The organism is Enterobacter cloacae complex sp. Mu1197, from assembly GCF_040059225.1.
GTDB classification, from domain to species: domain Bacteria; phylum Pseudomonadota; class Gammaproteobacteria; order Enterobacterales; family Enterobacteriaceae; genus Enterobacter; species Enterobacter quasiroggenkampii.
Genome location: NZ_CP157375.1, coordinates 4141496 through 4164147, shown reverse-complemented (window position 1 = coordinate 4164147; position 22652 = coordinate 4141496). Strand labels below are relative to the sequence as shown.

At 53.9% G+C, this 22652-nt stretch carries 21 protein-coding genes and 2 tRNA genes; 17 read left to right on the top strand and 6 right to left on the bottom strand.

The features are described 5' to 3' along the window. Positions 1-178: 178 nt before the first annotated feature. Positions 179-1150 (bottom strand): octaprenyl diphosphate synthase, encoded by a 972-nt coding sequence (ispB, locus tag ABFV38_RS19570; protein WP_008501461.1) that lies wholly within the window; start codon positions 1148-1150, stop codon positions 179-181. Positions 1151-1407: 257 nt separating this feature from the next. On the opposite strand from ispB, the gene rplU reads away from it, so the two are divergent. From rplU to cgtA, 4 genes are all read left to right on the top strand, one after another. Further along, a complete protein-coding gene (gene rplU, locus ABFV38_RS19565; protein WP_003025032.1) occupies positions 1408-1719 on the top strand; it encodes a 50S ribosomal protein L21 in 312 nt (103 codons plus the stop codon). Positions 1720-1738: 19 nt separating this feature from the next. Next, positions 1739-1996 carry a 50S ribosomal protein L27 gene (gene rpmA / locus ABFV38_RS19560; RefSeq protein ID WP_004385076.1) on the top strand — a complete coding sequence of 86 codons (258 nt, stop codon included), beginning with the start codon at positions 1739-1741 and terminating at the stop codon, positions 1994-1996. Positions 1997-2092: 96 nt separating this feature from the next. Then, the gene (locus ABFV38_RS19555) at positions 2093-3058 is read left to right on the top strand and encodes a DMT family transporter (RefSeq protein ID WP_039260417.1); all 966 of its coding nucleotides are present in this window, start codon (positions 2093-2095) and stop codon (positions 3056-3058) included. Positions 3059-3073: 15 nt separating this feature from the next. After that, positions 3074-4249 carry an Obg family GTPase CgtA gene (gene cgtA, locus ABFV38_RS19550; RefSeq protein ID WP_348957872.1) on the top strand — a complete coding sequence of 392 codons (1176 nt, stop codon included), beginning with the start codon at positions 3074-3076 and terminating at the stop codon, positions 4247-4249. A 33-nt stretch (positions 4250-4282) separates the two neighbouring features. Here the strand turns inward: cgtA and pmrB are convergent, their stop codons facing one another. Genes pmrB through dacB form a run of 3 tightly spaced genes read right to left on the bottom strand, consistent with a single transcriptional unit; the run spans position 4283 to position 7421 of the window. After that, the gene (pmrB, locus tag ABFV38_RS19545) at positions 4283-5326 is read right to left on the bottom strand and encodes a two-component system sensor histidine kinase PmrB (RefSeq protein WP_069719907.1); all 1044 of its coding nucleotides are present in this window, start codon (positions 5324-5326) and stop codon (positions 4283-4285) included. Further along, positions 5323-5985 (bottom strand): two-component system response regulator PmrA, encoded by a 663-nt coding sequence (pmrA, locus tag ABFV38_RS19540; protein WP_024906362.1) that lies wholly within the window; start codon positions 5983-5985, stop codon positions 5323-5325. The genes pmrB and pmrA overlap by 4 nt, the downstream gene beginning before the upstream one ends. Positions 5986-5987: 2 nt before the next feature. After that, positions 5988-7421 carry a serine-type D-Ala-D-Ala carboxypeptidase gene (gene dacB / locus ABFV38_RS19535; protein ID WP_021242259.1) on the bottom strand — a complete coding sequence of 478 codons (1434 nt, stop codon included), beginning with the start codon at positions 7419-7421 and terminating at the stop codon, positions 5988-5990. Positions 7422-7650: 229 nt separating this feature from the next. Here dacB and greA point away from each other — a divergent pair, with 229 nt between their 5' ends. Continuing rightward, a complete protein-coding gene (gene greA / locus ABFV38_RS19530) occupies positions 7651-8127 on the top strand; it encodes a transcription elongation factor GreA (protein ID WP_014171793.1) in 477 nt (158 codons plus the stop codon). Positions 8128-8278: 151 nt separating this feature from the next. Here the strand turns inward: greA and yhbY are convergent, their stop codons facing one another. Next, a complete protein-coding gene (yhbY, locus tag ABFV38_RS19525; RefSeq protein ID WP_003861814.1) occupies positions 8279-8572 on the bottom strand; it encodes a ribosome assembly RNA-binding protein YhbY in 294 nt (97 codons plus the stop codon). A gap of 127 nt (positions 8573-8699) precedes the next feature. Here yhbY and rlmE point away from each other — a divergent pair, with 127 nt between their 5' ends. From rlmE to ABFV38_RS19495, 6 genes are all read left to right on the top strand, one after another. Continuing rightward, on the top strand, positions 8700-9326 hold the full coding sequence (gene rlmE, locus ABFV38_RS19520) for a 23S rRNA (uridine(2552)-2'-O)-methyltransferase RlmE (RefSeq protein WP_003861812.1): 627 nt from the start codon (positions 8700-8702) through the stop codon (positions 9324-9326). Positions 9327-9428: 102 nt separating this feature from the next. Then, positions 9429-11363 carry an ATP-dependent zinc metalloprotease FtsH gene (gene ftsH, locus ABFV38_RS19515; protein WP_013098921.1) on the top strand — a complete coding sequence of 645 codons (1935 nt, stop codon included), beginning with the start codon at positions 9429-9431 and terminating at the stop codon, positions 11361-11363. 98 nt (positions 11364-11461) lie between these two features. Further along, entirely contained in the window at positions 11462-12310 is an 849-nt protein-coding gene (folP, locus tag ABFV38_RS19510; protein ID WP_045910100.1) for a dihydropteroate synthase, read from the top strand. Further along, on the top strand, positions 12303-13640 hold the full coding sequence (glmM, locus tag ABFV38_RS19505) for a phosphoglucosamine mutase (RefSeq protein WP_021242257.1): 1338 nt from the start codon (positions 12303-12305) through the stop codon (positions 13638-13640). Before folP ends, glmM begins: the two co-directional genes overlap by 8 nt. Before the next feature lie 223 nt (positions 13641-13863). Beyond that, positions 13864-14196, top strand: coding sequence for a preprotein translocase subunit SecG (gene secG / locus ABFV38_RS19500; protein ID WP_023309338.1), 333 nt, complete (start codon positions 13864-13866; stop codon positions 14194-14196). Between the two features lie 9 nt (positions 14197-14205). After that, a tRNA-Leu gene (locus tag ABFV38_RS19495) sits at positions 14206-14292 on the top strand. Positions 14293-14447: 155 nt separating this feature from the next. On the opposite strand, the gene argG is transcribed toward ABFV38_RS19495, so the two are convergent. Beyond that, positions 14448-15794: an argininosuccinate synthase gene (gene argG, locus ABFV38_RS19490; protein WP_014833433.1), complete on the bottom strand. Its 1347-nt coding sequence runs from the start codon at positions 15792-15794 to the stop codon at positions 14448-14450. Between the two features lie 287 nt (positions 15795-16081). Between argG and ABFV38_RS19485 the strand changes: the two genes are divergently transcribed. The 6 genes from ABFV38_RS19485 (at position 16082) to truB (ending at position 22628) form a co-directional block, all read left to right on the top strand. Further along, positions 16082-16158: transfer RNA gene (locus ABFV38_RS19485), tRNA-Met, on the top strand. Positions 16159-16365: 207 nt separating this feature from the next. Next, a complete protein-coding gene (gene rimP / locus ABFV38_RS19480) occupies positions 16366-16818 on the top strand; it encodes a ribosome maturation factor RimP (protein ID WP_014833432.1) in 453 nt (150 codons plus the stop codon). A gap of 28 nt (positions 16819-16846) precedes the next feature. Then, a complete protein-coding gene (gene nusA, locus ABFV38_RS19475; RefSeq protein ID WP_003861798.1) occupies positions 16847-18349 on the top strand; it encodes a transcription termination factor NusA in 1503 nt (500 codons plus the stop codon). Positions 18350-18373: 24 nt separating this feature from the next. Further along, on the top strand, positions 18374-21061 hold the full coding sequence (infB, locus tag ABFV38_RS19470) for a translation initiation factor IF-2 (RefSeq protein ID WP_045910098.1): 2688 nt from the start codon (positions 18374-18376) through the stop codon (positions 21059-21061). Between the two features lie 212 nt (positions 21062-21273). Beyond that, on the top strand, positions 21274-21678 hold the full coding sequence (gene rbfA, locus ABFV38_RS19465) for a 30S ribosome-binding factor RbfA (RefSeq protein WP_003024988.1): 405 nt from the start codon (positions 21274-21276) through the stop codon (positions 21676-21678). Next, positions 21678-22628: a tRNA pseudouridine(55) synthase TruB gene (gene truB / locus ABFV38_RS19460; protein WP_063622527.1), complete on the top strand. Its 951-nt coding sequence runs from the start codon at positions 21678-21680 to the stop codon at positions 22626-22628. Before rbfA ends, truB begins: the two co-directional genes overlap by 1 nt. Positions 22629-22652: the final 24 nt, after the last annotated feature.

The window sequence follows — 22652 nt, the reverse complement described above, 5'->3', positions numbered from 1 at the left end:
GGTTTACTATACCCATTTCGAACTCTTGTTCTAAAAAGTTCGCGTTACTTGAAGGAATATTCAGAATAAGACACGGCTTTATTCATGCGGTCTCTAAACCGATGAATTTACGTGAATGCGGAATTTACGGGTGTGTACTGGAATCTCCCCGCCAGGAACGCGGGGAGAGAAAGCAAGATTAACGGTCGCGCTGAACGGCGATGTGGGCAAGACCAATCAGTGCCTCGCGCCATGGGCTGTCGGGAATGACCTGGAGTGCTTCGATGGCTTTGTCGGCTTCTTCTTCCGCACGCTGACGCGTCCATTCCAGCGAGCCGCAGATCGCCATGGTTTCCAGCACAGGTTCCAGAAGATGGCGACCATTTCCCTGCTCAATCGCTTCACGGATCATTTTCGCCTGATCGGCCGTTCCGTTACGCATGGCGTGGAGCAGCGGCAGGGTCGGTTTGCCTTCGTTCAGGTCATCGCCAACGTTTTTGCCGAGCGTTTCGCCGTCCGCACTGTAGTCCAGCAGATCGTCAATCAGCTGGAAGGCTGTGCCCAGATAGCGGCCATAGTCCTGCAGGCCTTTTTCCTGTGCTTCGGTACAGCCAGCCAAAATGCCGGAACACTGGGCGGCCGCTTCAAACAGACGCGCGGTTTTGCTGTAGATGACGCGCATGTAGTTTTCTTCGGTGATGTCCGGGTCGTTGACGTTCATCAGCTGCAGCACTTCGCCTTCAGCAATGACGTTAACGGCTTCAGACATTACTTCCAGCACTTTCAGGGAACCCAGGCTGGTCATCATCTGGAAGGCGCGGGTATAGATAAAATCCCCCACCAGGACGCTGGCGGCGTTTCCGAACGCGGCGTTAGCCGTGGCTTTGCCACGACGCATATCCGATTCATCCACCACATCGTCGTGCAGAAGCGTCGCCGTGTGGATAAATTCGATGAGCGCTGCGATAGTGATGTGAGCATTTCCCTGATAACCAACGGCTCTGGCAGCCAGAATGGCAATCATCGGACGAATGCGTTTACCGCCGCCGCTGACAATGTAATAGCCCAACTGATTGATCAGCTGAACGTCAGAGTTGAGTTGCTCCAGGATTGCTGCATTCACACCCGCCATATCTTGCGCGGTTAACTCGTTGATTTTTTCTAAATTCATCGCAAAAGCCGGGCTTTTTATCCTGTTGATCCCATCTACAATGGGGTAACGAAGGGTTTCGGTTTATCAATAGTAGTGCTGATTGTACTGAAAAAACGGCTCAGATAAACGTTACCGTACGTGTTGTGTTTTTTTTCTTCATGTATTGACGGTAGCACTTGTCAAAGGCTCGCGTTTTGCGTAATATTCGCGCCCTATTGTGAATATTTATAGCGCACTCTGATTCATACGAGGACGTGCGCGGAAGCGGAGTTTATATGTACGCGGTTTTCCAAAGTGGTGGTAAACAACACCGAGTAAGCGAAGGTCAGACCGTTCGCCTGGAAAAGCTGGACATCGCAACTGGCGAATCTGTTGAGTTCGCGGAAGTTCTGATGATCGCAAACGGTGAAGAAGTCAAAATCGGCGTTCCTTTCGTTGATGGCGGCGTTATCAAAGCTGAAGTTGTTGCACACGGTCGTGGCGAGAAAGTTAAAATCGTTAAGTTTCGTCGTCGTAAGCACTACCGTAAGCAGCAGGGCCACCGTCAGTGGTTCACTGATGTGAAAATTACTGGCATCAGCGCCTAAGACCTGAGGAGAGATTTAAATGGCACATAAAAAGGCTGGCGGCTCCACACGTAACGGTCGCGATTCAGAAGCTAAACGCCTGGGCGTTAAGCGTTTCGGTGGCGAATCCGTTCTGGCGGGTAGCATCATCGTTCGTCAACGTGGTACCAAATTCCACGCTGGCAACAACGTAGGTTGCGGTCGTGACCACACTCTGTTTGCTAAAGCAGACGGTAAAGTGAAATTTGAAGTTAAAGGCCCGAACAACCGTAAATACATCAGCATCGTTGCTGAGTAAGGTTTTCTCGGTCCGGTAACGGATTAAAGCCCCGCAACCTGTTGCGGGGCTTTTTACATTGGAAACCCGGTAATTTTTTCTGTAGGGAAAACGGGCATGAAGCAGCAGGCCGGCATAGGAATTCTTTTGGCGCTCACAACCGCAATGTGCTGGGGTGCGCTGCCAATTGCAATGAAGCAGGTACTGGAAGTGATGGAGCCGCCTACGGTGGTCTTTTATCGCTTTCTGATGGCAAGCATCGGCCTTGGGGCGATTCTGGCCGTCAAAGGTAAGCTTCCACCCTTGCGGCTCTTCCGTAAACCGCGCTGGCTGGTGCTGCTGGCTATCGCGACGGGGGGTCTGTTCGGTAACTTCATCCTGTTCAGCTCTTCCCTGCAATATCTCAGCCCCACGGCGTCGCAGGTGATTGGTCAGCTTTCGCCGGTGGGCATGATGGTCGCCAGCGTCTTTATCCTCAAGGAGAAGATGCGCGGTACGCAGATTATCGGGGCGAGCATGCTGTTGTGCGGTCTGGTGATGTTCTTCAACACCAGTCTGATCGAGATTTTTACCCGCCTGACGGATTACACATGGGGTGTCATTTTCGGTGTGGGGGCAGCAACGGTCTGGGTGAGCTATGGTGTCGCGCAAAAGGTGTTATTGCGTCGGCTTGCCTCACAGCAGATCCTCTTTTTGCTGTACACTTTGTGTACAATAGCATTGCTGCCATTAGCGAAGCCGGGCGTAATTTCCCAGCTTAGCGACTGGCAACTGGCGTGCCTCATTTTTTGTGGGCTGAACACGCTGGTCGGTTATGGCGCGCTGGCCGAAGCGATGGCGCGCTGGCAGGCAGCACAGGTGAGCGCGTTGATCACGCTTACCCCGCTGTTTACGCTGTTATTTTCAGATTTGTTATCAATGGCCTGGCCCGATGTCTTCGTCAGACCGATGCTCAACCTGTTGGGTTATCTCGGTGCGTTTGTCGTGGTTGCGGGCGCGATGTATTCCGCCATTGGTCATCGTCTCTGGGGACGTTGGCGCAAAAATGAAGCGGTTGTAGTAGTCCCCCGCTCAGGCGAATGAGTTACGGAGAGTAAAATGAAGTTTGTTGATGAAGCGACGATCCTGGTCGTGGCTGGTGATGGCGGCAACGGTTGCGTGAGCTTCCGCCGTGAAAAGTATATCCCTCGTGGCGGTCCTGATGGCGGCGACGGTGGGGATGGTGGTGACGTGTGGCTGGAGGCGGATGAGAACCTCAACACGCTGATCGACTACCGTTTCGAAAAATCCTTCCGCGCTGAACGTGGTCAGAACGGCCAGAGCCGTGACTGTACCGGGAAACGCGGTAAAGACGTCACCATTAAAGTGCCGGTCGGTACGCGTGTGATTGACCAGGGGACGGGTGAAACCATGGGTGACATGACCAAACACGGTCAGCGCCTGATGGTGGCGAAAGGCGGCTGGCACGGTCTGGGTAACAGCCGTTTCAAATCTTCCGTTAACCGTACGCCGCGTCAGAAAACGATGGGTACGCCGGGCGATAAGCGCGACCTGCAGCTGGAGCTGATGCTTCTGGCTGACGTGGGCATGCTGGGTATGCCAAACGCAGGCAAATCGACGTTTATTCGCGCCGTCTCCGCGGCCAAGCCAAAAGTGGCGGACTATCCGTTTACCACGCTGGTACCAAGCCTGGGCGTTGTCCGTATGGATAACGAGAAGAGCTTTGTGGTTGCCGATATTCCGGGTCTGATTCAAGGCGCCGCGGAAGGGGCGGGTCTGGGTATTCGCTTCCTGAAACACCTTGAGCGCTGCCGCGTGCTGCTGCACCTTATCGATATCGATCCTATCGACGGTTCCGATCCGGTTGAAAACGCCCGCATTATCGTTGGCGAGCTGGAGAAATACAGCGAGAAACTGGCGAACAAACCACGCTGGCTGGTCTTTAACAAGATCGACCTGATGGACAAAGCCGAAGCGGAAGCAAAAGCGAAAGCTATTGCTGAAGCGATGGGTTGGGAAGATAAATACTACCTGATCTCTGCGGCAAGCCAGGTCGGCGTGAAAGATCTGTGCTGGGATGTGATGACCTTCATCATTGAGAACCCAATTGTTCAGGCGGAAGAAGTCAAACAGCCTGAAAAAGTCGAATTCATGTGGGATGACTACCACCGCCAGCAGCTCGAAGAGCTGGAAGCGGAAGAAGACGATGAAGACTGGGACGATGACTGGGATGAAGACGACGAAGAAGGCGTCGAGTTCATCTACAAGCACTAATTGCTGTTCAAAGCCCCCGTTATGGGGGCTTTTTTATTCCAGCGTTGCGGGCAGCCAGCAGCTGGCGATTAAACCGCCTTCAGCGCCATTCTCAAGCGTCAGCCTGCCGTGGTGGAGCTGGACGATGCGCTGCACGATGCTCAGGCCCAGACCGCTGCCTCCGTAGCGCTGGTCAAGACGGCGGAATGGCTCGGTAATGGACTGTCGATGCGCTTCATCAATTCCAGGACCCTGATCGATAACGCTGATCTGCGTCCCGCCGTCGACCTCGGTTAATGTCACTGTAATCGTTGTCCCTGTCGGGCTGTAGCGCCCGGCATTCTCCAGCAGGTTGCGCAGCATCAGGCGCAGGAGAACGGCGTCTCCCTGAACCGTGAGCGCGCTTTTAGCGGGCCAAATCACCGTATGCTCTTTGGCTTCATGCCCAAGGCCGAGAGGTTCGATGATATTTTCCGTCCAGCTCACGGTTTCGTAGTGGCCGCTCGCCATTGCCTGTCCGGCACGGGCCAGCATCAGCAGTTGTTCAACGGTATGCATGAGCTGATCGATACGACTAACCAGCGTGGCGGCCTGAGGCGCACCTGACTGCGACATCAGCTCCAGATGGAGCCGGATACCGGCCAGAGGCGTTCTCAGCTCGTGTGCGGCGTCTGCGGTGAAGAGACGCTCCTGTTGAATGGTGCTATCCAGCCGGGCCAGCAACTGGTTCAGGGAGGTCGTCACCGCGCCAATTTCTTCCATGTCGGAATACATAGGAAGCGGGGTTAAGTTATCGGCTGAGCGGTTAGCAAGGCTGTCGCGAAGCTTATTCAGTGGCCGGGTTATCCAGGTGACGGCCCAGAAGGAGAAGAACAGGGTAAAACCGACCATCACCAGGGAAGGGACCAGCAGCGAGGCAATCGCTTCGCGGATCTCTTTCTCAACGTGATTATTGCGCGCTTTCGCTGACAGCGTTTCGTTGACCAGAAAACCAATCTGTTCACGGCTTTCATGCCACAGCCAGATGACGCTTATCAGCTGGAAAAATAACAGAATGACCGCCAGCAGCACCATCAAACGCCGACGCATGCTGTTCATTTCTGGCTCTCCAGACGGTAGCCGACGCCGCGAACGGTTTTGATCCTGTCTTTGCCGAGCTTACGCCGCAGGTTATGAATATGGACCTCAAGGGTATTTGACCCGGGATCGTCCTGCCAGGAGTAGATATCCTGCTGGAGCGTTTCTCGGTGTACCGTTTGCCCGCTACGCATGATCAGACGCGTAAGCAAGGCGAACTCTTTTGGCGTCACCTCTACGGCCTGATCCTGACGCAGCACCTGCTGGGTTTGCAAATTCAGCGTTATATCGCCGTCGGTCAGTAAGTTATCACTATGGCCCTGATAGCGGCGAATCAACGCTCGTACCCGAGCCTGCAGCTCCGCGAGCGCAAAAGGCTTCACCAGGTAATCGTCTGCGCCTGCATCGAGGCCGGTGATACGGTCTTCAATGGCATCACGTGCCGTCAGGATCAATACCGGGTTGGCGATGCCGCGACGTCGCCACTGGCTGAGCAGCGTGGCGCCGTCTTTATCCGGCAAGCCTAAATCGAGGATAACCAGGCTGTATTCGCCGCTCTGGATCAGGGCATCCGCCTCTGCTGCCGTGCCTGCACAGTCGAGAGCATACCCTTCATTGGCCAGCCCCAGCGCCAGCCCTTCCTGCAATAACAGATCGTCTTCAACTATAAGTAGTTTCATCGCTAGTTATTCTGGTAGATGTCCTTATAAAGCCTGCTTTCGAAGCGAACCAGCGGAATACGACGATTGCGCTGGTCGGTCGGTTCGACGGCATAGCCGGAAAGATACTGCACGAATGCCATGCGCTGTCCGCTGGCGGTGGTGATGAAGCCTGCAAGGTTATAAACCCCCTGCAGTGAGCCTGTTTTCGCGGAGACTTTGCCATCCACGCCCGCGGCGTGAAGCCCTGCGCGGTACTGCAGTGAACCGTCATGCCCGGCCAGCGGCAGCATTGAAATAAAGTTTAGCTCAGTGTCATGTTGTGCAATGTACTGAAGCACCTGCATCATCGTGGCCGGAGAGATCAAATTATGGCGCGATAGTCCGGAGCCATCGACGGCGATGGTATTACCCAGATCGATCCCCGCCTGCTGGCGCAGGATCTGCCGAACCGCGTCTGAACCCGCGCGCCAGGTTCCCGGCACGCCGAAACGGGCGTGACCAATCATGCGAAACACCGTATCGGCAATCATGTTGTCCGACTTTTTCAGCATTATTCGCAGTAAATCGTGCAACGGTGCAGATTGTTTGCTGGCGATGACCGTGCCGGGCTGGTTGACCTGCGTCTGACGAAGCAGGGTGCCGGAATAGGTTATTCCCGCTTGTTTCAGCTCATCTTTCAGAATGGCGCCTGCATAGCTTGCGCCATCCTGTATCGCAAAGGCCAGCGGCAACGGATCGGCGCGCTGCGTCAGGCAGCCGGTCAGCGTGAAGCGGTTAAGATCGCCTGGTACCACATCCAGTTCGCAGTACTGTGCATCAGGAGAGCCCTTGGCCAGCGTGCGAACCTGGCTAAACATGGTGACCGGGTAGTAGGACGCTATGCGGATAAACGCTAAATCATCCGGCTTTGGCGCACTGTAAAGCGAAACCGAGAAGCAGTTGCGGTCAACAATCGCGGCGGCGGGCGGGGCGCTAAAGCACTGCGTCATGTCGTTCCACGGCCAGCCCGGGGCTTTATCGTGGCTGGCAAAGATGGAGGTATCGATCAGCACATTGCCGTCAATTTTCTGCACGCCGGTTTTTTTCAGCACCGCAACCATATTGCGGATATCCTGGCGTTTAAAGGTCGGATCGCCGCCAAAACGGGCGATAAGATCGCCTTTCAGTTCGCCACCCTCGACGTTACCTTTGGTTTCAAGAGTGGTAGTAAAACGGAAGTCAGGCCCGAGCTGGAGCAGGGCGGCGAGGGCGGTGATCACCTTTTGGGTACTGGCAGGCAGCGCCATCTGTTGACTGTGATAGTCAATCTCGGGAGCCTGTGCGCCAACCTTCTGCACCATCAGGGCGAGGTTCGCGCCTGCGGGAAGCTGATTAATGTACTCATCAACATTCGCGGCCTGAGCGGTGAACGTTATACTGGTAGTCAATCCGATGATAAAACTGGAAAATCGCATAATCTCGCGCTAACAACCCGAAAACAAACCGTCATACTACGGTGCATGGCACTGCAAAGTAAACGATGACCCATAGTGAACTTCGCGGTAAAATGCGTATCAAATTGAAAAATTGCTGCTGACCTGGGGCATCGCTCCCGGGTCGGTTTTCTTTTTGCTTCTTGCCCGCTTAAAGGGGGCAGGAGCAGGGAACACTGCTCCCAACAGGAATGTTTAAGAGGTATAACAAATGCAAGCTATTCCGATGACCTTACGTGGTGCCGAAAAACTGCGCGAAGAGCTGGATTTCCTGAAATCCGTGCGTCGTCCTGAAATCATCGCCGCTATCGCGGATGCGCGCGAGCATGGCGACCTGAAAGAGAATGCTGAATACCACGCCGCGCGTGAGCAGCAGGGCTTCTGTGAAGGGCGTATTAAAGATATCGAAGCAAAACTGTCCAATGCACAGGTTATCGATATCACTAAGATGCCGAATAATGGCCGTGTGATCTTTGGTTCTACCGTTACCGTGCTGAACCTGGACAACGACGAAGAGCAGACCTATCGCATCGTGGGTGATGATGAAGCTGACTTCAAACAGAACCTGATTTCGGTGAACTCGCCGATTGCTCGCGGCCTGATTGGCAAAGAGCAGGACGATGTTGTCACCATCCGCACCCCTGGCGGTGAAGTAGAATACGAAATTATTAAGGTTGAATACCTGTAATTCGCTTCTCGACTAAGATGTTGATACATTGTAAAGAAAAGAAAAAGGCCGCGTAGCGGCCTTTTATCAACTCAAGGAGCATGGCATTTTGCTCGCCTGCTGACAGAAATCCCTCGTTTCACACAGAAAATGTGTTTAATTCAGGATATCCTTAACGTGGCAGCGAGATTTTACGCTCTTTAGACGGGCGGTAGAGCACCAGCGTTTTACCGATGACCTGTACATTACAGGCGCCGGTTTCGCGCACGATGGCTTCCACGATCAGGTTTTTAGTGTCTCTGTCTTCAGAGGCTATTTTCACCTTGATCAGCTCGTGGTGTTCCAGCGCTTGTTCAATCTCGGCAAGCACCCCTTCGGTCAAACCATTGTTGCCAAGCATCACTACAGGCTTGAGCGGATGTGCCAGACCTTTAAGGTGCTGTTTTTGTTTAGTACTCAGATTCATCGTATATTTTTGCTTACGTTGGGATTGAAAACGGTTCATTCTACCGCCATCTCCCTTATATCGCCAAATAGCTGCGTAGAAATTTACGTCACAGGCAAGCAACGATGAACCAGGACGGAAATGTTAAATGACAGGTAAAAAGCGTTCTGCCAGCTCCAGCCGCTGGCTCCAGGAACACTTTAGCGATAAATATGTTCAACAGGCACAGAAAAAGGGGTTGCGTTCCCGTGCCTGGTTTAAACTTGATGAAATACAGCAAAGTGACAAACTTTTTAAGCCGGGGATGACGGTTGTTGACCTCGGTGCGGCACCTGGCGGATGGTCCCAGTATGCGGTAACGCAGATCGGCGGAACGGGCCGAATCATCGCGTGCGATCTTTTACCAATGGATCCCATCGTCGGTGTCGACTTCCTTCAGGGCGACTTTCGTGATGAATTAGTGCTGAAAGCGTTACTTGATCGTGTAGGTGACAGTAAGGTCCAGGTTGTCATGTCAGATATGGCACCAAATATGTGCGGAACACCGGCGGTGGATATCCCCCGCGCCATGTATCTGGTGGAGCTAGCGTTAGAAATGTGTCGTGATGTACTAGCGCCTGGTGGTAGTTTTGTTGTGAAGGTGTTTCAGGGCGAAGGTTTCGAGGAGTATCTTAAGGAAATTCGCTCCCTGTTTGCGAAGGTCAAAGTTCGTAAGCCGGACTCTTCCCGGGCCCGTTCCCGTGAAGTGTATATTGTAGCGACCGGGCGAAAATGATAACCGGGAGATTTCAGACGAAAGTTTGAATGAAACTGGATATAGAGTATCCTGACGCTGTTTTTAACACAGTTGTAATATGAGGTTAATCCCTTGAGTGACATGGCGAAAAACCTAATACTCTGGCTGGTCATTGCCGTTGTGCTGATGTCAGTATTCCAGAGCTTTGGGCCCAGCGAGTCGAATGGCCGCAAGGTGGATTATTCTACCTTCCTGCAGGAGGTCAATCAGGACCAGGTTCGCGAAGCGCGTATCAACGGACGTGAGATCAACGTTACCAAGAAAGATAGTAACCGTTACACGACTTACATCCCGGTGAACGATCCTAAGCTGCTTGATAACCTTCTGACTAAAAACGTCAAGGTGGTAGGTGAGCCGCCAGAAGAACCAAGCCTGCTGGCTTCTATCTTCATTTCCTGGTTCCCGATGCTGCTTCTTATCGGCGTCTGGATATTCTTTATGCGCCAGATGCAGGGCGGCGGTGGCAAAGGTGCCATGTCGTTCGGTAAGAGCAAGGCGCGTATGTTGACGGAAGATCAGATCAAGACCACTTTTGCGGACGTTGCCGGGTGTGACGAAGCGAAAGAAGAGGTCGGTGAACTGGTTGAATACCTGCGTGAGCCGAGCCGTTTCCAGAAACTGGGCGGTAAAATCCCGAAAGGTGTGCTGATGGTTGGCCCTCCGGGTACCGGTAAAACCCTGCTGGCGAAAGCCATCGCGGGTGAAGCGAAGGTGCCGTTCTTTACTATTTCAGGTTCTGACTTCGTCGAAATGTTCGTGGGTGTTGGTGCATCTCGTGTGCGTGACATGTTCGAGCAGGCCAAGAAGGCAGCACCGTGCATTATCTTCATCGATGAAATCGACGCCGTAGGCCGCCAGCGTGGCGCAGGCCTGGGTGGTGGTCACGATGAACGTGAACAGACGCTGAACCAGATGCTGGTTGAGATGGACGGCTTCGAAGGTAACGAAGGTATCATCGTTATCGCGGCGACTAACCGTCCGGACGTTCTTGACCCGGCGCTGCTGCGTCCAGGCCGTTTCGACCGTCAGGTTGTTGTCGGTCTGCCGGATGTTCGCGGTCGTGAACAGATTCTGAAAGTTCACATGCGTCGCGTACCGCTGGCACCCGACATCGACGCGGCAATCATTGCGCGCGGTACTCCGGGCTTCTCCGGTGCGGATCTCGCTAACCTGGTCAACGAAGCTGCACTGTTTGCCGCTCGCGGTAACAAGCGCGTCGTGTCGATGGTGGAGTTCGAGAAAGCGAAAGACAAGATCATGATGGGTGCGGAACGTCGCTCCATGGTGATGACGGAAGCGCAGAAAGAGTCCACGGCTTACCACGAAGCCGGTCACGCGATTATCGGTCGTCTGGTGCCGGAACACGATCCGGTGCATAAAGTGACGATTATTCCGCGCGGTCGTGCGCTGGGTGTGACCTTCTTCCTGCCTGAAGGCGACGCGATCAGCGCCAGCCGTCAGAAGCTGGAAAGCCAGATCTCAACCCTGTACGGCGGTCGTCTGGCCGAAGAGATTATCTACGGTCCGGAACATGTTTCTACCGGTGCGTCTAACGACATCAAAGTGGCGACAAACCTGGCGCGTAACATGGTGACTCAGTGGGGCTTCTCCGACAAACTCGGTCCGCTGCTCTATGCAGAGGAAGAGGGCGAAGTGTTCCTGGGCCGCTCCGTGGCAAAAGCGAAACATATGTCCGATGAAACGGCTCGTATCATCGACCAGGAAGTGAAAGCGCTGATTGAACGTAACTACGGTCGCGCGCGTCAGATCCTGAATGACAACATGGACATTCTGCATTCCATGAAAGATGCGCTCATGAAATATGAGACCATCGATGCACCGCAGATTGACGACCTGATGGCGCGCCGCGAAGTGCGTCCACCAGCAGGCTGGGAAGACCCAGGCGCTTCCAATAACTCTGACAACAATGGCACCCCGCGTGCGCCGCGTCCGGTTGATGAACCGCGTACGCCAAACCCGGGCAACACCATGTCAGAACAGTTGGGCGATAAGTAAGTCACTGCTGTTGAAGCGTTTGTCTGTAACTCAAACCCTGGAGCTTGCTCCGGGGTTTTTCATTTCTGTTTAACCATTTAGATATCAGGGATTTCGCCATGAAATTATTCGCTCAGGACTCGCATCTCGATCTTTCACATCCCCACGTGATGGGGATCCTGAATGTTACCCCTGACTCCTTCTCTGACGGTGGCACGCATAACACGCTTATCGAGGCGGTTAAGCACGCGAATTTAATGATCAATGCGGGTGCCACCATCATTGACGTTGGCGGCGAATCGACGCGTCCCGGTGCGGCGGACGTGTCTGTGGAAGAAGAGCTGGCGCGCGTGGTGCCGGTCGTTGAAGCTATCGCGCAGCGGTTTGAAGTGTGGATCTCCGTTGATACCTCCAAACCGGAAGTGATCCGTGAAGTAGCGAGAGTGGGCGCTCACATTATCAATGATATTCGTTCACTTACCGAACCGGGGGCGATTGAGGCGGCAGCGGAAACCGGGCTGCCGGTTTGCCTGATGCATATGCAGGGGCAGCCGAAAACCATGCAGGACGCGCCGAAGTATGACGATGTCTTCGCCGACGTAAACCGCTTCTTTATTGAGCATATCGAACGCTGTGAACGTGCAGGTATCCCAAAAGAGAAATTGCTGCTCGACCCGGGATTCGGTTTCGGTAAAAATCTCTCCCACAACTATGCGCTGCTTGCGCGCTTATCGGAATTTCATCACTTTGGCCTGCCGCTGCTGGTGGGGATGTCGAGGAAATCGATGATTGGCCAGTTGCTGAATGTAGGCCCGAGCGAACGCCTGAGCGGCAGCCTGGCCTGCGCGGTGATTGCGGCGATGCAGGGTGCGCACATCATTCGTGTCCATGACGTCAAAGAAACAGTAGAAGCCATGCGTGTGGTGGAAGCCACACTGGCAGCGAAGGAAAACAAACGCTATGAGTAATCGTAAATATTTTGGTACCGACGGTATCCGCGGGCGCGTAGGCGATGCTCCCATCACCCCTGATTTTGTCCTGAAGCTCGGCTGGGCTGCCGGCAAGGTTCTGGCGCGTCATGGCTCACGTAAAATTATCATCGGTAAAGACACCCGTATTTCCGGCTATATGCTGGAATCCGCGCTGGAAGCGGGTCTGGCGGCGGCTGGACTGTCCGCCTCTTTTACAGGCCCAATGCCAACGCCTGCGGTCGCGTACCTGACGCGCACCTTCCGTGCGGAAGCGGGGATTGTTATCTCGGCCTCTCATAACCCGTTCTACGACAACGGCATTAAATTCTTCTCTATTGATGGCACCAAGCTGCCGGATGAGGTGGAAGAAGCCATTGAAGCTGAAATGGAAAAAGAGATCACCTGTGTTGATTCCGCCGAGCTGGGTAAAGCGAACCGTATCGTTGATGCGGCGGGTCGCTATATCGAATTCTGTAAAGGCACTTTCCCGAATGAGCTGAGCCTGGCGCACCTCAAAATTGTGGTGGACTGCGCGAATGGCGCGACCTACCACATCGCCCCGAATGTCTTCCGCGAGCTCGGTGCGAAAGTGATCGCCATTGGCTGTGAGCCGGATGGTCTGAACATCAACGAGCAGGTCGGCGCGACGGACGTTCGTGCACTGCAGGCGCGCGTTCTGGCAGAAAAAGCCGATCTGGGCATTGCGCTGGACGGCGACGGTGACCGCGTGATCATGGTTGATCACGAAGGTAACAAGGTCGACGGCGACCAGATCCTCTACATTATTGCGCGTGAAGGTCTGCGTCAGGGTCAGCTGCGCGGCGGTGCGGTCGGGACGCTGATGAGTAACATGGGCCTGGAACTGGCGCTGAAACAGCTCGGTATTCCGTTCGTTCGCGCGAAAGTGGGTGACCGCTATGTGCTGGAAAAATTGCAGGAGAAGGGCTGGCGTATCGGCGCGGAGAACTCAGGTCACGTGATTCTGCTCGACAAAACCACCACCGGTGACGGTATTGTGGCCGCCCTGCAGGTGGTTGCCGCGATGGCGCGCAACCATATGAGCCTGCACGATCTGTGCAGCGGCATGAAAATGTTCCCGCAGATTCTGGTCAACGTACGTTTCACTGCCGGCAAAGGCGACCCGCTGGAAAATGAGAACGTGAAAGCAGTGATGGCTGACGTTGAAGCGGCCCTCGGCAGCCGTGGACGCGTGCTGCTGCGTAAGTCTGGTACCGAACCGCTGATCCGCGTGATGGTGGAAGGCGAAGACGAAGCGCAGGTAACCGAATTTGCGCACCGTATTGCGGATGCCGTAAAAGCTGCATAATCTTGCACGCTAAATGTTTAAAAAGGCGGCGTTTGCCGCCTTTGTTTTAAGCAATTAATGGCTTTTTGCTGTTTTTTTCCGCAGTTGATACAATGCGTCGAAAATGCCCTTGCGAAGGTGATTCGCTTTGGTTAGTATTCACACCCGCTTCAGTGGGAAACAAAAATCCTGCTAATTGGTCGAAGCATTGGTATGCGGCAAATCCGCAAGGAACAGGTTGATTATGTACGAAGCTCTTTTAGTTGTTTTCCTTATTGTAGCCATCGCTCTCGTAGCGCTGATTATGCTGCAGCAAGGTAAAGGCGCTGATATGGGAGCCTCCTTCGGAGCAGGCGCTTCCGGTACGCTGTTTGGTTCAAGTGGTTCTGCGAACTTCATGACCCGCACTACGGCGATTCTGGCTACGCTGTTCTTCATCATCAGCCTGGTGCTTGGCAATATCAACAGCAACAAGACCAGCAAAGGAAGCGAGTGGGAAAACCTGAGCGCGCCAGCAAAAACTGAGCAGACTCAGCCAGCTGCACCGGCTAAGCCAACCAGCGATATCCCGCACTAAGTATTCTGTACCGAGGTGGTGGAATTGGTAGACACGCTACCTTGAGGTGGTAGTGCCCTAACGGGCTTGTGGGTTCGAGTCCCATCCTCGGTACCAATATTCCAGAAGAAAGACGTCGAAAGACGTCTTTTTTTTCGTCTGTAGATTATGTGTTGTTTTCCGTAGGCCCGGTAAGCGCAGCGCCACCCGCCCTACGAAAGTCCAAATAAAAAAGGCGTCCCCAGGACGCCTTTTGCATGCTACATCAGCGATTATTTCTTATCGCTGTGCTCCAGGTTTTCAACCTGCGGCAGGCCGTTACCTGAACTGGCTGACAGCAAACCGTTCTCAACATAGTTGAACAGCTTCTCACGGGTATCGGTGATGTCCAGATTACGCATGGTCAGTTGGCCAATACGATCGTCCGGTGAGAACACGGATTCACCTTTCTCCATGGTCAGACGCTCTGCTTTATAGGTCAGGTTGTCAGACACGGTGTTCAGAATGGAGTAGTCGTTACCGCGACGCAGTTCCAGGGTCACTTCACCGGTGATTGCACTCGCCACCCAACGCTGCAGCGCATCACGCAGCATCAGCGCCTGCGGATCGAACCAGCGGCCCTGATACAGCAGTTTGCCCAGCTGACGGCCATGAGAGTGATACTGCTCAATGGTGTCTTCGTTGTGAATGCCGGTCAGCAGACGCTCGTAAGCGATGTGCAGCAGCGCCATCCCCGGGGCTTCATAGATACCACGGCTTTTCGCTTCGATGATACGGTTTTCAATCTGATCGCTCATGCCCAGACCATGGCGACCGCCGATGCGGTTTGCTTCCAGCATCAGCTCCACATCGTCAGAGAAGGTTTTGCCGTTCAGCGCAACCGGATGACCGCGTTCGAAACGTACGGTCACTTCTTCTGCCGGGATCTTCACGTTCTCGTCCCAGAACTTCACGCCCATGATCGGGTTAACGATCTTCACGCTGGAGTTCAGGAATTCCAGGTCTTTCGCTTCGTGCGTCGCACCCAGCATGTTGGAGTCGGTGGAATAAGCTTTCTCGACTGACATCTTATAGTCAAAACCGCAGGCGATCATAAACTCGGACATCTCATGACGACCACCCAGCTCGTCGATGAAGTCGGTATCCAGCCACGGTTTATAAATCTGCAGTTCGGCGTTGGTCAGCAGGCCATAACGATAGAAACGTTCGATATCGTTTCCTTTATAGGTGCTGCCGTCACCCCAGATGTTAACGCCGTCTTCTTTCATGGCGGCAACCAGCATGGTGCCGGTCACCGCACGGCCCAGCGGAGTGGTGTTGAAATAGGTCAGGCCGCCGGTGGTGTTATGGAATGCACCACACTGAATCGCCGCGATACCTTCCGCGACCAGTTGCTTACGGCAGTCAATCAGGCGCGCGTTCTCAGCACCATACTCTTTCGCGCGACGAGGAATGGCATCATAATCGTCCTCATCCGGCTGACCCAGGTTCGCAGTATAGGCATACGGAACCGCTCCCTTCTGGCGCATCCACAGCAGTGCAGCGCTGGTATCCAGGCCACCTGAGAAAGCGATGCCAATACGTTGTCCTACCGGAAGATGCTTGAGAATCGTCGTCATAGAATAAAACCCTGCTTGATTGACTGATTAGAGACCGCTTTCGCTCTCTTGTGCATTTTTATGCAAAATAAGTGAGTATTCATTTAATCATCTTTTGGCGAAGACCGGAAGAGACTCGTGCGTTTTTTGTAAAAATTTTGGTCTGATCGATCTGGCGGAAGTCGCCTTGACAGGTGGGGTCAACTATCAATATACTAAATGCCGATTTTACGTCCCGTCTTCGGTACCAAATCCCAGCATTATTTGCAAATTCTGTCCAAAACGCGTAGAATTTGCCACGTTTCAGGCGCGGGGTGGAGCAGCCTGGTAGCTCGTCGGGCTCATAACCCGAAGGTCGTCGGTTCAAATCCGGCCCCCGCAACCACTTTCCCATAAAGTTCTTTTTCAAATATACTGTGAAGACTTAGAGCCTTCGTAGCTGGATTTGAAAAAATTCTTTAGGAAAGTGCTCCAGGCCACAGTTGTGGCTATAGGGTTCAGTTATCTAAAGCCCCGATTTATCGGGGTTTTTTGTTATCTGACTACAGAATAACTGGGCTTTACGCCCTTTTTTTATGTCTTGGGGGTGGGCTTGTCCACATTAGAGCAAAAATTAACAGAGATGATTACTGCACCGGTCGAAGCACTGGGCTACGAACTGGTCGGCATCGAATTCGTTCGCGGCCGTACATCGACGCTGCGCATCTATATTGATAGTGAAGATGGCATCAATGTTGATGATTGTGCTGATGTCAGCCACCAGGTGAGTGCGGTTCTTGATGTTGAAGACCCAATTACCGTTGCGTACAACCTGGAAGTTTCCTCACCTGGCCTCGATCGCCCGATGTTCACGGCCGAGCACTATGTGCGCTTTACCGGTGAAGAAGTGGCTCTCGTTCTGCGTATGGCCGTACAGAACCGCCGTAAATGGCAGGGAATTATCAAAGCCGTTGATGGTGAAATGATCACGGTGACAGTCGAAGGCAAAGATGAAGTGTTCGCGCTGAGTAATATCCAGAAGGCGAACCTGGTTCCCCACTTTTAACAGTCTGGATTGAGGTGAAAAGCCCGCGATGAACAAAGAAATTTTGGCTGTTGTTGAAGCCGTCTCCAACGAGAAATCACTGCCGCGTGAGAAGATTTTTGAAGCGCTGGAAAGTGCACTGGCTACAGCAACCAAGAAAAAATACGAACAAGAGATCGATGTTCGCGTAGAAATCGATCGTAAAAGCGGTGACTTCGATACATTCCGTCGTTGGGTAATCGTTGAAGAAGTGACCCAGCCGACCAAAGAGATCACGCTGGAAGCCGCCCGTTTTGAAGACGAAAGTCTGAACGTGGGTGACTACGTTGAAGATCAGATTGAATCTGTAACCTTCGACCGTATCACCACCCAGACCGCTAAACAGGTTATCGTGCAGAAAGTGCGCGAAGCCGAGCGCGCGCTGGTTGTCGATCAGTTCCGCGATCAGGAAGGCGAAATCATCACCGGCGTGGTGAAGAAAGTGAACCGCGACAACATCTCCCTGGAGATCAAATCCGAAGGGTTGCCGGGTAACGCTGAAGCCGTGATCCTGCGTGAAGATATGCTGCCGCGTGAAAACTTCCGCCCAGGCGACCGTATTCGCGGTGTTCTGTACGCCGTTCGTCCTGAAGCGCGTGGTGCACAGCTCTTCGTGACCCGTTCTAAACCAGAAATGCTGGTAGAACTGTTCCGTATCGAAGTACCGGAAATCGGTGAAGAAGTTATTGAGATTAAAGCGGCGGCTCGTGATCCGGGCTCCCGTGCGAAAATTGCGGTGAAAACCAACGACAAGCGTATCGACCCGGTCGGTGCTTGCGTCGGTATGCGCGGTGCGCGTGTCCAGGCAGTTTCTACTGAGCTGGGCGGCGAACGTATTGATATCGTTCTGTGGGATGACAACCCGGCGCAGTTCGTGATCAACGCAATGGCTCCGGCTGATGTGGCGTCTATCGTTGTTGACGAAGACAAACACACCATGGATATCGCTGTTGAAGCGGGCAACCTGGCGCAGGCAATCGGCCGTAACGGTCAGAACGTACGCCTGGCGTCACAGCTGAGCGGCTGGGAACTCAACGTCATGACCGTTGATGACCTGCAGGCTAAGCATCAGGCTGAAGCCCATGCGGCGATCGATACCTTCACGAAATACCTGGATATTGACGAAGACTTCGCCACTGTTCTGGTTGAAGAAGGTTTCTCTACGCTGGAAGAACTGGCCTATGTGCCAATGAAAGAGCTGCTGGAAATTGACGGTCTGGATGAACCAACCGTTGAAGCCCTGCGTGAACGCGCTAAAAACGCACTGACCACCCTGGCACTGGCTCAGGAAGAAAGCCTTGGCGATAAGAAGCCGGCTGATGACCTGCTGAATCTGGAAGGTCTTGATCGTGCGATTGCGTTCAAGCTGGCTGCCCGTGGTGTTTGTACGCTGGAAGATCTCGCTGAGCAAGGCGTTGATGACCTGGCTGATATCGAAGGTTTAACCGACGAGAAAGCCGGCGAGCTCATCATGGCCGCACGTAATATTTGCTGGTTCGGCGACGAAGCGTAATAAACTGTAGCAGGAAGGAACAGCATGACTGATGTAACTGTAAAATCGCTGGCTGCTGAGATTCAGACCTCCGTGGACCGCCTGGTACAGCAATTTGCTGATGCAGGGATCCCGAAGTCCGCTGATGACTCGGTGACCGCGCAAGAAAAACAAACCTTGTTAACGCACCTGAACCGTGAACACGGCTCTACGCCTGACAAGTTAACGCTGCAGCGCAAAACGCGTAGCACGTTAAACATCCCTGGTACCGGTGGCAAAAGCAAATCGGTACAAATTGAAGTCCGCAAGACGCGCACCTTTGTAAAACGTGATCCGCAAGAGGCAGAACGCCTTGCCGCGGAAGAGCAGGCACAGCGTGAAGCGGAAGAACAAGCTCAGCGTGAGGCGGAAGCAGCCGCCAAACGTGAAGCAGAATTAAAAGCTGAACGTGAGGCCGCAGAAAAAGCGAAACGCGACGCAAGTGATAAAGTGAAGCGTGACGCTGCGGAAAAAGACAAAGTGAGCAATCAACAGACAGACGAAATGACCAAAACCGCCCAGGCTGAAAAAGCCCGCCGTGAAAATGAAGCTGCCGAGCTGAAGCGTAAAGCGGAAGAAGAAGCCCGCCGTAAGCTGGAAGAAGAAGCTCGCCGCGTCGCCGAAGAAGCGCGTCGTATGGCTGAAGAAAATGAGAAGAACGGTGTTGATACCGCTGAGCAGTCTGAAGACACCAGCGACTATCACGTGACCACTTCTCAGCACGCACGTCAGGCTGAAGATGATAACGACCGTGAAGTAGAAGGCGGCCGTGGCCGTGGTCGTAATGCAAAAGCAGCGCGTCCGGCGAAAAAAGGTAACAAGCACGCTGAATCCAAAGCTGACCGTGAAGAAGCACGCGCGGCCGTTCGCGGTGGTAAAGGCGGCAAGCGTAAAGGTTCAGCTCTGCAGCAGGGCTTCCAGAAGCCAGCTCAGGCCGTTAACCGTGACGTTGTGATCGGCGAAACCATTACCGTTGGTGAACTGGCGAATAAGATGGCGGTTAAAGGCTCTCAGGTCATCAAAGCGATGATGAAGCTGGGCGCGATGGCAACCATCAACCAGGTGATCGATCAGGAAACTGCACAGCTGGTTGCGGAAGAGATGGGCCACAAAGTTATCCTGCGTCGTGAAAACGAGCTGGAAGAAGCAGTAATGAGCGACCGTGACACAGGTGCTGCGGCAGAACCGCGCGCACCGGTAGTGACCATCATGGGTCACGTTGACCACGGTAAAACCTCTCTGCTTGACTACATTCGTTCTACCAAGGTTGCCTCTGGCGAAGCGGGTGGTATTACCCAGCACATCGGTGCATACCACGTAGAAACTGACAACGGTATGATCACCTTCCTGGATACCCCGGGCCACGCCGCGTTTACCTCTATGCGTGCTCGTGGTGCTCAGGCGACGGATATCGTTGTTCTGGTTGTTGCGGCGGACGACGGCGTCATGCCGCAGACCATCGAAGCTATCCAGCACGCGAAAGCAGCCGGTGTGCCGGTTGTGGTTGCCGTGAACAAGATCGATAAGCCAGAAGCGGATCCCGATCGTGTTAAAAATGAACTGTCCCAGTACGGTATCTTGCCGGAAGAGTGGGGCGGCGAAAGCCAGTTCGTACACGTGTCTGCGAAAGCGGGTACCGGTATCGACGAACTGCTGGACGCGATCCTGCTGCAGGCCGAAGTTCTGGAGCTGAAAGCCATCCGTAACGGTATGGCGAGCGGTGCGGTTATCGAATCCTTCCTGGATAAAGGACGTGGCCCGGTTGCTACCGTTCTGGTTCGTGAAGGTACGCTGCATAAAGGCGATATCGTTCTGTGCGGTTTCGAATACGGTCGCGTTCGTGCGATGCGTAACGAACTGGGTCAGGAAGTGCTGGAAGCGGGTCCGTCCATTCCAGTGGAAATCCTGGGTCTGTCCGGTGTTCCGGCAGCCGGTGACGAAGTGACCGTTGTGCGTGACGAGAAGAAAGCACGTGAAGTGGCACTGTATCGTCAGGGCAAATTCCGTGAAGTTAAACTGGCTCGTCAGCAGAAATCTAAACTCGAGAACATGTTTGCCAACATGACCGAGGGCGAAGTTCACGAAGTGAACATTGTGCTGAAAGCCGACGTTCAGGGCTCTGTGGAAGCGATCTCCGACTCCTTGCTGAAACTGTCTACCGACGAAGTGAAAGTGAAGATCATCGGTTCTGGCGTAGGTGGTATCACCGAAACCGACGCAACCCTGGCTGCTGCGTCCAACGCTATCCTGGTTGGCTTCAACGTTCGTGCGGATGCGTCTGCGCGTAAAGTGATTGAATCCGAAAGTCTGGATCTGCGTTACTACTCCGTCATCTATAACCTGATCGACGAAGTGAAAGCAGCGATGAGCGGCATGCTGTCTCCTGAGCTGAAACAGCAGATCATCGGTCTGGCTGAAGTACGTGACGTGTTCAAATCACCGAAATTCGGTGCGATCGCGGGCTGTATGGTTACCGAAGGTAACATCAAGCGTCACAACCCAATCCGCGTACTGCGTGACAACGTGGTTATCTACGAAGGCGAGCTGGAATCCCTGCGCCGCTTCAAAGATGACGTTAACGAAGTCCGTAACGGTATGGAATGTGGTATCGGCGTGAAGAACTACAACGACGTTCGCGTTGGCGATATGATCGAAGTGTTCGAGATCATCGAAATTCAGCGTACCATCGCTTAATCTTCGTCGGCTTTTGGGCCGCCACTGCGTTGGCTGCGCTCGTTCACCCCGGTCACATAGTTATCTATGCTCCCGGGGATTCACGAGCTTGCCGCCTTGTTGCAACCCAAAATCCTTAGAAGATTAACTAGCGTAGGCCGGGTAAGCGAAGCGCCACCCGGCAATAATTTCAAAAAGGGGCTTTAGCCCCTTTTTTGTCTGGAGAATTTATTATGGCGAAAGAATTTGGTCGCCCTCAGCGCGTAGCGCAGGAAATGCAGAAAGAGATCGCACTCATTCTGCAACGTGAAATCAAAGACCCACGCGTCGGCATGATGACCACCGTTTCCGGTGTGGAAATGTCCCGTGACCTGGCCTATGCCAAAGTATTTGTTACCTTCCTGAACGATCAGGACGAAGCCGCAGTGAAAAACGGCATCAAAGCGCTGCAGGAAGCGTCTGGTTTCATCCGCTCTCTGCTCGGTAAGGCGATGCGCCTGCGTATCGTGCCTGAACTGACCTTCTTCTACGACAACTCGCTGGTCGAAGGTATGCGTATGTCCAACCTGGTGACCAGCGTGGTTAAACATGACGATGAGCGTCGTGTTAACCCGGCGGACGACAGCAAGGAGGACTGATGAGTCGTCCTCGTCGTCGTGGTCGCGACGTGCATGGTGTGCTGCTGCTGGATAAACCCCAGGGCGCTTCCAGCAACGACGTGCTGCAGAAAGTTAAGCGTATTTTTAACGCCAACCGTGCGGGCCACACCGGCGCGCTCGACCCGCTGGCAACCGGCATGCTGCCGGTCTGTCTGGGAGAGGCGACAAAGTTTTCCCAGTACCTGCTCGACTCCGATAAGCGTTACCGCGTTATCGCTAAGCTGGGCCAGCGCACGGATACCTCCGACGCGGATGGTCAGGTCGTGGAGGAGCGTCCGGTGACGTTCAGCGCGGAGCAGCTTGATGCGGCGCTGGAGAGCTTCCGTGGGGATACGATGCAGGTACCGTCGATGTATTCGGCGCTGAAGTATCAGGGGAAAAAACTCTACGAATATGCGCGCCAGGGCATTGAGGTCCCGCGTGAAGCCCGTCCGATTACCGTGTATGAGCTGCTCTTTATTCGCCACGAAGGCGATGAGCTGGAGCTGGAAGTGCACTGTTCGAAAGGGACCTATATTCGCACCATCATCGACGACCTCGGTGAAAAGCTGGGCTGCGGCGCGCATGTGATTTACCTGCGTCGTCTGGCGGTGAGCAAGTATCCGGTGGAGCGGATGGTGACCCTGGAGCATCTGCGTGAGCTGGTTGAACAGGCTGAAGCGCAGGGGATCGCGCCGGCAGATTTGCTGGATCCGCTGCTGATGCCGATGGACAGTCCGGCTGCGGACTTCCCGGTTGTTAATCTTCCTTTAACATCGTCCGTTTACTTTAAGAACGGCAACCCGGTTCGTACGGCGGAAGCGCCGCTGGAAGGCCTGGTGCGCGTGACCGAAGGTGACGAAGGGAAATTCATCGGGATGGGCGAAATGGATGGCGAAGGGCGCGTTGCGCCGCGTCGTCTGGTCGTCGAATATCCGGTCGACGCGTGACGGTGATAACGGCTCACCTTGCGA

Bases quoted from the DNA above. Each gene is read 5' to 3' on its own strand.
- pmrA (WP_024906362.1), bottom strand. From the start codon at position 5,985: ATGAAACTACTTATAGTTGAAGACGATCTGTTATTGCAGGAAGGGCTG.
- glmM (WP_021242257.1), top strand. From the start codon at position 12,303: ATGAGTAATCGTAAATATTTTGGTACCGACGGTATCCGCGGGCGCGTA.
- dacB (WP_021242259.1), bottom strand. From the start codon at position 7,421: ATGCGATTTTCCAGTTTTATCATCGGATTGACTACCAGTATAACGTTC.
- folP (WP_045910100.1), top strand. From the start codon at position 11,462: ATGAAATTATTCGCTCAGGACTCGCATCTCGATCTTTCACATCCCCAC.
- rlmE (WP_003861812.1), top strand. From the start codon at position 8,700: ATGACAGGTAAAAAGCGTTCTGCCAGCTCCAGCCGCTGGCTCCAGGAA.
- pmrB (WP_069719907.1), bottom strand. From the start codon at position 5,326: ATGAACAGCATGCGTCGGCGTTTGATGGTGCTGCTGGCGGTCATTCTG.
- truB (WP_063622527.1), top strand. From the start codon at position 21,678: ATGAGTCGTCCTCGTCGTCGTGGTCGCGACGTGCATGGTGTGCTGCTG.
- greA (WP_014171793.1), top strand. From the start codon at position 7,651: ATGCAAGCTATTCCGATGACCTTACGTGGTGCCGAAAAACTGCGCGAA.
- ftsH (WP_013098921.1), top strand. From the start codon at position 9,429: ATGGCGAAAAACCTAATACTCTGGCTGGTCATTGCCGTTGTGCTGATG.
- rplU (WP_003025032.1), top strand. From the start codon at position 1,408: ATGTACGCGGTTTTCCAAAGTGGTGGTAAACAACACCGAGTAAGCGAA.
- ABFV38_RS19555 (WP_039260417.1), top strand. From the start codon at position 2,093: ATGAAGCAGCAGGCCGGCATAGGAATTCTTTTGGCGCTCACAACCGCA.
- argG (WP_014833433.1), bottom strand. From the start codon at position 15,794: ATGACGACGATTCTCAAGCATCTTCCGGTAGGACAACGTATTGGCATC.
- yhbY (WP_003861814.1), bottom strand. From the start codon at position 8,572: ATGAATCTGAGTACTAAACAAAAACAGCACCTTAAAGGTCTGGCACAT.
- rbfA (WP_003024988.1), top strand. From the start codon at position 21,274: ATGGCGAAAGAATTTGGTCGCCCTCAGCGCGTAGCGCAGGAAATGCAG.
- nusA (WP_003861798.1), top strand. From the start codon at position 16,847: ATGAACAAAGAAATTTTGGCTGTTGTTGAAGCCGTCTCCAACGAGAAA.
- cgtA (WP_348957872.1), top strand. From the start codon at position 3,074: ATGAAGTTTGTTGATGAAGCGACGATCCTGGTCGTGGCTGGTGATGGC.
- rpmA (WP_004385076.1), top strand. From the start codon at position 1,739: ATGGCACATAAAAAGGCTGGCGGCTCCACACGTAACGGTCGCGATTCA.
- secG (WP_023309338.1), top strand. From the start codon at position 13,864: ATGTACGAAGCTCTTTTAGTTGTTTTCCTTATTGTAGCCATCGCTCTC.
- ispB (WP_008501461.1), bottom strand. From the start codon at position 1,150: ATGAATTTAGAAAAAATCAACGAGTTAACCGCGCAAGATATGGCGGGT.
- infB (WP_045910098.1), top strand. From the start codon at position 18,374: ATGACTGATGTAACTGTAAAATCGCTGGCTGCTGAGATTCAGACCTCC.